This is a genomic window from Deferribacterota bacterium, from assembly GCA_034189185.1.
In the GTDB taxonomy this organism is placed as follows: domain Bacteria; phylum Chrysiogenota; class Deferribacteres; order Deferribacterales; family UBA228; genus UBA228.
Genome location: JAXHVM010000066.1, coordinates 1 through 10,472 on the forward strand (window position 1 = coordinate 1; position 10,472 = coordinate 10,472).

Here is a 10,472-nt window from a genome sequence, read left to right on the forward strand (position 1 = left end):
GCATAAAAGTTATAGTGGCTAAGAATGCAGGTTTTTGTTTTGGTGTAGAGAGAGCAATTTCAATAGCCAAAGAATCGCTTGGTGAGAATGGAAAGGTATACACCTATGGACCTATTATACACAACCCCCATGTTGTTAATCAGCTAGAGAAAAGTGGTATTAGCGTTGTAAATGATTTAGATAATCTTAAAAAAGGGGATACTGTCATTATTAGGTCCCATGGGATAACTAAATATATGTATGAAGAAATTGAATCTAAAGAGATAAAAATTATAGATGCTACTTGCCCTTTTGTAAAAAAGGCGTATAATGCTGCTAGGGAATTGAGCCATGAGGGTTATTCGGTGGTTATATTTGGTGATAAATTTCATCCTGAGGTTGAGGGTATAATCAGTTACATAGAAGGGGATTATCACATTGTCTCTGATATTAATGAAGCATTGTCATTAAATTGCTATAACAAGATAGGTTATTTAGCTCAAACAACACAAGATAGGAAATTATTTCAAGATATTTTTGAGGTATTGAAAAATAAGTGTAGTAAGATAAAAAAAGTAGATACAATATGCAATGCTACATTTCAAAGACAGAATGAGGCAAAAGATATTGCAGGCAAGGTTGATTTAATGTTAATAATAGGTGGAAGAAATAGCGCGAATACAAAGAGATTGTATCAGATTTGTTGTAAAATATGTGAAAAAACTTATTTTGTTGAGAGTGTAGAAGAGTTAAAAAATATAAAATTTAAGAAAGATTACAAAGTAGGTATTTCCGCTGGGGCTTCAACACCTAATTATCTTATAAATGAAGTTTTAGATTATCTAAATGAGGTAGAGTATGTCTAAGGATGATAACACCAAAGAGGGATTTGAAAAAATATTAGAAGATTATATACCCCCACTAGAAAAGGGGGCAATTTTGGAGGGCAGGGTAGTTAAAATAGGTGAAAACTCTGCTTTAATAAATATTGGCACAAAGACCGAAGGCTTTATACCCATTAATGAGTTAAAGCGCGATGGTAATATTATTGTTAAAGAGGGTCAAAAGCTAGAAGCTAAAGTTGTAGAAATATCCAATGCTTTGGGTCAGATAAAGTTATCATCATTAGAGCTTAGAATTGATAGAGATTATGAGAGGGTTAAAAAAGCATATGAATCAGGGGAATATATAGATATTAAAATAATCAAAGATGTTGATAGAGGTTTTATAGGGTATGCAGGTGAGATAGAATCATACATTCCTAAATCACATATTGATTTTAGAAGGAATAAGAAAGAAGATGCCTACTATATTGATAAAACTCTTAAATGTAAAATACTAAAGATAGATAGTGATAGAAAAACAATTTTGGCATCACACAGGATGTACCTAGAGGAAAAAGAGAAAAGAGAAGTAGAGGAGTTTTTTAATAAGGTCAAAGTTGGTGATATTCTTAAGGGAAAGGTTAAAGTATTAAAAAATTATGGTGTTTTTGTTGGTTTAGGCCCTGTTGATGCTTTTTTATACAAAGGAAATATTAGTTGGGGTATTGTGAAAGACCCAACGTTCTATTTAGAGGTAGATGATGTTATTGATGTAAAGGTAATAAATGTAGACTATGAGAATAAAAAATGCGAGGTTAGTTTAAAACATAAAAAAGAAGATCCCTGGAAGAGTGTTAGAGAAAAATACCTTAAAGATTCTATTGTTAAAGGTAGGGTAGTAACAAGAAAAAAAGGTGGTTATATCCTTGAGATTGAAGAGGGCATAGATGGGTTTGTGCCTGATGAGGAATTATCATGGATTAGAAAAAGTAATATATCTCTAAAAAAACATGAGGTAGTAGAAGGTAAAGTGCTAGATTATGATGATAAAAATAGGCGTATTATTATGTCTTTGAGATTAATTGAACCAAATCCATGGGATAGTATTAAGAAGAAACATCCTGAGGGTTCTGTTGTGAAGGGAAAAGTCAAAGATATAAAAGATTTTGGTATTTTTATTGACTTTGGCGAGCATATAGATGGCTTAATTAGGAAAACTGACATCTCCTGGACTGAAAATCAACTAGATTTAGAGAAGTTATATAAGGTTGGGGATATAATTGAGGCTAAGGTTTTAAAAATTGAACCTGAAAAAGAAAGGATACATTTAGGTATAAAACAATTAACACAGAATCCTTGGGATGAAATAGATAAATTATACCCCATTGGCTCTGTGGTAGAGTTGGCTATAGATGAGGTTACGCAAAATTTTATTAAGGTTAAATTGCCTAGAAATATTAAAGGTATTGTACCAGTTAGTGAGATAGATAGTAAAAAGATATCACCAAATGATAGGTATAAAGAAGGTGATACAATTAAAGCATTAGTGAAAGATATAGATTATAAGAAAAAATTAGTTATACTATCTATACGTTTATACTTGCTTGACAAGGAAAAAAGAGATGTTAAGGATTATTTAAAATCGTATGATAAAGATGAGACAAAATTTAGTTTGGGTTCTATTCTGAAAGACAAGCTAAATAGGTAATAGGGAGCTAGTCATGAGAATACTGAAAATAATATTAATGGTTTTGTTGATTATATTGATTGCTGATATTATATATATAATCTCAAATTTTGGGAAAAAAGGTATTATTTCAGATAGTATAGTAGAGGTTAAATTAGAGGGTGTTATATTAGATGAAGATGAATTTATAAACACATTAAAGAGATATAAAAAAAGTGATAAAGTTAAAGGCTTTATTATATCAATAGATTCTCCAGGTGGTATGATTGGGCCAACACAAAAGATATATAGATTTTTAAATAGCTTAAAAATGCCGGTATATGCAGTTATGGATTCTGTTGCTGCTAGCGGTGGATACTATGTGGCAGCTGCTACTGATAAGATCTATGCATTACCAGGCACAATTACTGGTAGTATTGGTGTGATCCTGCAATTATCTAATTTTAAGGAATTATTAGACAATATTGGTATAGATTTTATTTCAGTAAAAAGTGGTAAGTTTAAGGATATAGGATCTCCTTACAGAGAGGTAAGCGAAGAAGAGGTTAAAATATTGCAAGATACAATAGATAATCTATACAATCAATTTTTAAGGGACATCAAAAAAGGTAGAAAGAAAATAGACAATGAAACCCTTTTAAAATATGCTGATGGTAGAGTATTTACGGGCGAAAAAGCATATAAACTTGGATTTGTCGATAAACTAGGTACAGTGAATGAGGCTTTCGAAGATATGAAGAAAGAATTAGATGATCCTAGTCTTAAACTTTTTACACACGAGAAACCAGAGAAATTTATTGAGAAAGTACTCGGTATTCTACCCTTTGAAATAAAAAATCTTTTACATCCCGAGGGCTTTTATTACTTGTATAATACATATTAAGGTATGTTTTCTAGGGTAAAAACAGCCCATGTCGTTGGTATAGATGGGATATTAATTGATGTTGAGGTATATGTTGCCTCAAGAGGTATACCTTCCTTTAATATAGTTGGGCTTGCTGATAATTCTATAAAAGAGAGTAAGGAGAGGGTTAAAGCCTCTCTTAGTAATATAAAATATAATATTTTTTCTAATCCAATTACAGTTAATCTAGCGCCTGCTGATATAAAAAAAGAGGGGACTCATTTTGATCTCCCTATTGCTATAGCCTTATTATCTGCATTTAATTCGTTTCAGGTTAATATGTTAGATTTTTTATTATTAGGCGAATTATCTCTAGATGGCAAAATCAGAGGGGTCAATGGTGCTCTTCCAATGGCAATAGAAGCATCAAAGAATGGGTTTAAGAATATAATATTACCTAAAGAGAATGTATCAGAGGTTAAATATATAGAAAGTGTTAATATTTATCCTTTTTTGCATATTTCATCATTATTAGCTTTTCTTAAGGGCGTTAACACTGTTAACCCAGTTAAAGGTGAAAAGTTCATAAATTTATTAAATACAAAATATAAAGGACCTGATTTTAGGGAGGTATCAAATCAGAAATTTGCTAAAAGATGTGTAGAGATTGCAGCAGCTGGCATGCATAATATTCTTATGGTAGGCTCTCCTGGTAGCGGTAAGACTATGATTGCCAAAAGGTTGCCAGGAATTTTGCCTGATCTTGAATTTAACGAGGCATTGGAGACAACTAAAATCCATTCAGTGGCTGGTATCTTAAGGAAAAAGAGGGGTTTGATTATAAAAAGACCATTTATAAGTCCTCATCATACCTCAAGTGATGTAGCTATAATTGGTGGGACAAAATCTGCAGCCCCTGGGCTTGTAAGCCTAGCGCATAACGGGGTATTATTTTTAGATGAATTTTTAGAATTTAAAAGGAGTGTTTTAGAAGTATTAAGACAACCTTTAGAAGAAGGTATTGTTACAATATCAAGAGCAGGTAAGACAGTTACTTATCCTTCAACTTTTATTCTCGTTGCAGCTTGCAATCCATGTCCATGTGGATTTCTTTGGAGTAAAAAAAGAGAATGTAGGTGTAGTGAATCCCAGATTGTTAAATATCAATCAAGATTGTCGGGGCCATTAATAGACCGCATCGATATGCATGTTAAGATGGAGGAGATAGAATTTTCAGAATTTAAGGGAAACTGCAAGGAAGAATCTTCAGAAGAGATAAAAAAAAGAGTGATTAGGGCTCATCAAATACAAAAAGAAAGACATAGGGACTATCCCTTTAAATATAATGCTCATGTTGATGATAAACATATAAATAGTTTAATACAGATTGATGGCAAGATCTATGATCTACTTGATAAATTATGTGATAGATATGGGCTATCAGCTCGCTCAATCAATAAAATATTAAAGGTTGCAAGGACAATTGCCGATTTAAACGAGGAAGATTCAATTAAGGATAACCATCTTTTAGAGGCATCAAAATACAGATTTTTAGACACAATGAATATCTAAAAACGTATAATGATTAAAAAAGTTTGACTTTTTGAAGTCAAAAAATCTTTTTGAGATTAGAGTAATATAAAAATTATAATAGCGCTATCTTATAAATACCTAATATTGAATTTTTCTCCTTATAGATTTTTTACAATAGGATGATTGATGCCTATTATATATAAGAGGTTATTACATACTTATAAATATCGCCTTATATCACAGGCATTGACTAATAGCTTGGCCAAAAATTTATCATATTTATTTAACTATTCTAAAAGTAAAAGAGCCTTATTTTTATAGGATAAAGGTTTCTCTTGATTTATCAAAGAAAGCCTTTAAAACTATAGAAACAAAACAATAATAAAATATAGACTTTTATATAAAATTGTGATAGATTGTATACAATAATATTTATAGGTTTGTTTAATTGGATTTATATTACGGCTATTTTAGGAATAGATTATATGATAATAGGTTTAAGAAAGATTTAGAGAAACCACCAATACAGTTGGAGTATACTTTTATAAAAGGCACCCCAACAGTCTTTATCAATTGGGACGGTTTTTTAGTCTTTAATAAAGATGCAAATATTATTAAAGCATTCTATAAATTTATGGATGTAGTAAGCTCAAAAGGTTGTTGTGGAAGATGTTTTCCTGGTAAATTTGGTACCTTTATTTTAAAGGAGTTATTATTAGATGTAATAAATGGACAGTTAGAAAAAATAAGCTTTGTTAAAGAACTATCTAATACAATATATTATTCATCAAAATGCACTAATGCTCCCACAGCGGTTTATCCATTGATTCAACTATTAAAATATTTTGAGGATGAAGTAAAAAAAACTGCGGGTTATAAAAATAACAATGTAGATTTTATTATTCACCAAACTGCTCCGTGCACTGCGGCGTGTCCTGCACATATAAAAATCCCTGAATTTATAGAAATGATAAAGGATTATGAACCTATTGAATCATTGAAAATAATAAGAGAAAATATGCCCTTGGCTGGTGTTTGTGGAAGGGTGTGCCCTCATCCATGTGAAAAAAATTGTAGACGTGGTTTAATAGAGGATCCTGTAAATATAATGGTGCTAAAGAGGTTTGCATGGGATTATACGTATTATCATAATAAAGAATTGAATGAAGAGATAAATGGAGAAAATAAAAATAAAAGAGTTGCTATAATTGGAGCTGGCCCAGCAGGTTTATCGGCGGCTTATTATTTGTTAAAAATGGGATATAGTGTCAAGATATATGAGATGTTACCATTGTTAGGTGGGATGACAGCTGTTGGAATACCTGCTTTTAGGCAACCCCGCGATTTATTAAAAAAGGAAATAGATGATATTGTAAGGATGGGCGCTGAGATTGAACATAAAAGAGTTGGTATTGATATATCATTTAATGATGTTGCGAAATCCTTTGATGCTACACTTATTGCTGCAGGGGCCTTCAAATCGAGGACTATGGGTGTAGAGGGTGAAGATAAAGGTTATGAAGGATTATTAAAATCGGGTATAGATTTTTTGAGAGAGGTTTCCCTAAAGGGCACAGCTAAGATAGGTAAAAAGGTTGTAGTTGTTGGTGGTGGTAATACAGCTATAGATTGCGCAAGAACAGCTGTTAGGCTTGGTGCTGAAAGTGTTCATATAGCTTATAGGAGATCAAGAAAAGAGATGCCTGCTGAAGATTATGAAGTTAATTATTCTATTGAGGAAGGTATAAAATTAAATTTTCTTGTTGCCCCTGTAAAAATCTTAACAGAAAAAAACAGGGTCGTAGGCTTAGAGTGTGTTAAAATGAGATTGACTGAACCAGATGAAAGCGGTAGAAGGAGACCAGTGCCAATTGAGGGGTCAAATTTTATTATTGAATGCGATACTATTATACCAGCAATTGGTCAATATCCTAACCTAGATTTCTTAGATGAAAAAGATGGTGTGGGGGTAACAAAATGGAATACGATAAAAACTGAAGAAAATCTTTTTATGAGTAGCAAAAAGGGTATTTTTGCAGCTGGTGATTGCCAGTTTGGACCTGATACAGTTGTAAGAGCTGTTGGTGAAGGCAGAATGGCGGCAATCCAAATAGATAGATACATAAGAAGTGGTGCCCCTTACCTAACAGATGAGGAAAAACTAGAACAGTTAATATATAAAAATAATCTTGCCTTTAATAAAGATGAGAAGGTGGAAGAACCAAAGGCAATCGACAGGCTTGAGCCATATATGCTAGATCCTGAGGTTAGAAAAAAGACATTTGAGGAAGCTGAAAAACCTTATACTGAAAGGCAGGCCTATTTAGAATCTACAAGATGTCTTAGATGTGTAAGAATGGCAATGTTGGCTTTAGAACAGAATAAAAAATGAGCTACATATATATTAATGGTAAAAAATTAGTTTTTAATGAAGGCGAGACAATACTGCAGGTTGCTAATAGGTATAGCATAGAAATACCAACCCTCTGTTATCACAAAGATTTACCACCTATTGGTGCTTGTAGATTGTGTGTTGTTGAGATTAAAGGTATAAATAAATTATCTGCTGCTTGTGAAACGGTTGCACAACCGGGTATGGAAATTTTTACAGATACAGAAAAAGTTAAGCAAAATAGGATATATAACTTACAACAGGTTTTATTAAAACACCCCTTAGATTGTCCAATTTGTGATAAGGGTGGAGAATGTGTATTGCAAGACATTACATATAAGCTGGGCGTAGATATTTATAATTTAACGAGTGACAAACCAAAACAACCTGTAGAAAATTGGGAGATGATTCTCTATAATCCTAATCTTTGTGTATTATGTGAAAGATGTGTTAAATTTTGTCACTTAAAAAATGGAACTAGTGCATTAAAAATAGATGGTTCAGCTTATTATTGTGGAATTAAACCAAAAATAAACCCTTTAGATTGTGATTTTTGTGGTTTATGTGTTGATAATTGTCCTGTAGGAGCGCTATTAGATATACCTTTTAGGCATAGTAAGCGTGTATGGGATTTGACATTTAAGAAAAATCCATGTATGAATTGCCCACTTGGATGTGAGATTAATTATGGTATTGCTAATAATTATATTTTTAGAACAAAGAGTGTTAATGGTGGCAGTATTTGCGATCTTGGCAGATATGGTTTTGCTTATATATACAATGATGAAAGGCTAACAGAGGGGCTTATTAAAAATAATAATGACTTTCAAAAAGATGGTGTTGACTACTTAATTAAAAAAATTTCATCTAATCTAAAAGAGAGTATTAATGAGTATGGCCCAGAGAGTGTGTGTTTTTTAGTTGGCAGTAGATTATCAAATGAGGCAATATATACGGTCAAAGAACTGGCAGAAAAAATAGGAACAAATAAAATAATCTCTGATGTAGAGTTTTGTGATAATGGCTTCCTTGGCACTTACAAAGATTTATATGGTACTTATTTAGCTAAAGGGAAGATAGGTGATATATCTAATTCCGATTTAATTATACTATTGGGAGCTGATCTCTCAAGAGAGTTCAAGGGTTTAAAATGGAATATTATGGATGCAGTTGTTAAAGGTGAGACTAAAATAGTTACGATAGGTATAAAAAATTATGATTATGACAATTTTGTTGATCATTCAATATTAGTAGAGTATGCAGATTTTACAAAGGCGATCAACAATATAATTAATAGCTCTGAGAAAGGTTATAATGAAATAAGGGAGCTTATAAAAAATGCTAAAAATGTTTCACTAATTGTTGGGGATGAATATATACAATGCGGGGACGATTTTAGTAGTTTATTTGACATTACTAATTTTATAGGTTTAGATAATATAATCTCATTACAAACTGGTTTAAACAAAGGAAACTTTAGAAGTATTCTTTTGCAGGGTATTTATAGTAATCAATACTCAGTAAGCGAATTGCTAGATGATTTAAAGAATGGCAAAATAAAGCATATTATTTGGGCTAATTTTTATCCCTATAAATTTTTAAGTGCCTCAAAAGAGCTAATTGATGGCATAGAAAAGGTTAGACACAAGGTTTGTTTGGATCTGTTTTTAAATGACTTTAATAAATTAGCAGATATAATTTTACCTGTTAGATCATATTACGAAAAAAGAGGAAGCTATATTACTTTAGATGGAAGAATAGTAAAGGCTGATGAACTAATTAAAGGGGATAGTGAATTAGGTTGCGAAGTTAAATACTTAGCTAAGTTAGCAAGTGAATTAAATATAGCTTTAGATAATAACTATAATAATTTATTTGATAAATTTATTGAAGGTGTCACTAGTAAAAATATTAAGTTTATAGATAATTATCTTGTCTCAGATCTTGCAATAAACCCTAATTTTAATAAAAATAAAGCAAAGAAAGATAAAGATAATTATATTTATATTAATAAAAAACATATTAATGGCTTAACGTTAAAGTATTCTTATATTAATTATGAAGATAATAAATTTAAAAAAACATATATCCCACAGGCCGAGGATAATATTGATAGGTTAATTAGCAGATATAAAATAGCTAAAGGCGTAAAAATAAAACTAAAAGATTACTAAAAATTATTTATTGAATTTTAATCCAATTATCCTATAATGTTTTAATTAGAAGATTATAATTAAAGAATAGAGGAGGAAAAGATGCCTATCTATGAATATAAGTGTACAAAGTGTGGTAAGGTTAGTAGTTTTCTTAAGAGTATAAATAGTGATGAAAAGACTGAAGTGTGCACAGAATGTGGTGGCAAGTCAGTTAGAATTATATCACTCTCATCTTTTATATTAAAGGGCAGTGGTTGGTATGCAACAGACTATAAAAGGAATGCTTCAGCCCAAAATCCTACAAAGAATGAAAAAATAGACAAAAAAGAGGTAAAGGATACAAAAGAAAAGCCAAAAGAGGCAAAGAAAAGTCCAGCTGGGAATGCAGCTAGTTAGACATTTATGATTTTTTTACAAGTAAATATTTTGTTTTCTAATATTGCAAATTTTAAAAAATAAAAAATGCTTTGGCATAATTTTAATTGAGAAGTCTAGCCTTTTAAAGGGTGGCTTACCTTCTTTTCTTATATAATATTATAGTTATTATAATTTATTTATTATTATAGTAAGTGCTTCTAAATTGATTAATAGTTAAAATTAATTAATTACGTAATCTTTATTGTAACTAGGGATATCTTTTTTTGCTAAGAAAAGGCAATAAAATATTTTGTTAAGTAGCTCATCAAAGGAGTTCTTGTTGATGGCAGATATATAAATACTATCTTTAAATCTTCTTTTAACTTTTAACAGCGTATTTTCATCTATTAAATCTATTTTATTGAAAACTAGCAATTGTTCTTTTTCATGCATATCTAATTCTTCTAAAATAGTATTAACATCTTTTATTTGCTTTTCATACTGTTCATTCGATATGTCAACAAGATGAAGTAAAATTGTTGATTCATATAGTTCTTCTAAAGTAGATTTAAAAGCTCCTCTTAGGTCTATAGGTAGATTTTTTATAAAACCAACAGTATCATTAATTATAATATTATTATCTTTTGGAAATCTTAATCTCTTAGAGACAGGATCTAGAGTAGCAAACATAAGATCATCA

At 30.9% G+C, this 10,472-nt stretch carries 8 protein-coding genes; 7 read left to right on the plus strand and 1 reads right to left on the minus strand.

Features of this window, described 5'->3' with window-relative positions:
- From ispH to SVN78_05960, 7 genes are all read left to right on the plus strand, one after another.
- Window positions 1-845: 4-hydroxy-3-methylbut-2-enyl diphosphate reductase (gene ispH / locus SVN78_05930; GenBank protein ID MDY6821142.1), on the plus strand; the 845-nt coding region annotated here is incomplete at its 5' end.
- Window positions 838-2,511, plus strand: coding sequence for a S1 RNA-binding domain-containing protein (locus SVN78_05935; protein MDY6821143.1), 1,674 nt, complete (start codon window positions 838-840; stop codon window positions 2,509-2,511). The genes ispH and SVN78_05935, both read left to right, overlap by 8 nt.
- A 13-nt stretch (window positions 2,512-2,524) precedes the next feature.
- Entirely contained in the window at window positions 2,525-3,373 is an 849-nt protein-coding gene (sppA, locus tag SVN78_05940) for a signal peptide peptidase SppA (protein MDY6821144.1), read from the plus strand.
- Window positions 3,374-3,376: 3 nt separating this feature from the next.
- The gene (locus SVN78_05945; protein ID MDY6821145.1) at window positions 3,377-4,906 is read left to right on the plus strand and encodes a YifB family Mg chelatase-like AAA ATPase; all 1,530 of its coding nucleotides are present in this window, start codon (window positions 3,377-3,379) and stop codon (window positions 4,904-4,906) included.
- Between the two features lie 409 nt (window positions 4,907-5,315).
- A complete protein-coding gene (locus tag SVN78_05950) occupies window positions 5,316-7,259 on the plus strand; it encodes an FAD-dependent oxidoreductase (GenBank protein MDY6821146.1) in 1,944 nt (647 codons plus the stop codon).
- Window positions 7,256-9,433 (plus strand): molybdopterin-dependent oxidoreductase, encoded by a 2,178-nt coding sequence (locus SVN78_05955; protein MDY6821147.1) that lies wholly within the window; start codon window positions 7,256-7,258, stop codon window positions 9,431-9,433. The genes SVN78_05950 and SVN78_05955 overlap by 4 nt, the downstream gene beginning before the upstream one ends.
- A gap of 81 nt (window positions 9,434-9,514) precedes the next feature.
- The gene (locus SVN78_05960) at window positions 9,515-9,811 is read left to right on the plus strand and encodes a zinc ribbon domain-containing protein (protein MDY6821148.1); all 297 of its coding nucleotides are present in this window, start codon (window positions 9,515-9,517) and stop codon (window positions 9,809-9,811) included.
- A gap of 201 nt (window positions 9,812-10,012) precedes the next feature.
- Here the strand turns inward: SVN78_05960 and SVN78_05965 are convergent.
- Window positions 10,013-10,472: GTPase (locus tag SVN78_05965; GenBank protein ID MDY6821149.1), on the minus strand; the 460-nt coding region annotated here is incomplete at its 5' end.

Excerpts from the sequence above, each read along its gene's own strand:
- SVN78_05935 (MDY6821143.1), top strand. The coding sequence starts at position 838 with ATGTCTAAGGATGATAACACCAAAGAGGGATTTGAAAAAATATTAGAA.
- SVN78_05955 (MDY6821147.1), top strand. The coding sequence starts at position 7,256 with ATGAGCTACATATATATTAATGGTAAAAAATTAGTTTTTAATGAAGGC.
- sppA (MDY6821144.1), top strand. The coding sequence starts at position 2,525 with ATGAGAATACTGAAAATAATATTAATGGTTTTGTTGATTATATTGATT.
- SVN78_05960 (MDY6821148.1), top strand. The coding sequence starts at position 9,515 with ATGCCTATCTATGAATATAAGTGTACAAAGTGTGGTAAGGTTAGTAGT.
- SVN78_05945 (MDY6821145.1), top strand. The coding sequence starts at position 3,377 with ATGTTTTCTAGGGTAAAAACAGCCCATGTCGTTGGTATAGATGGGATA.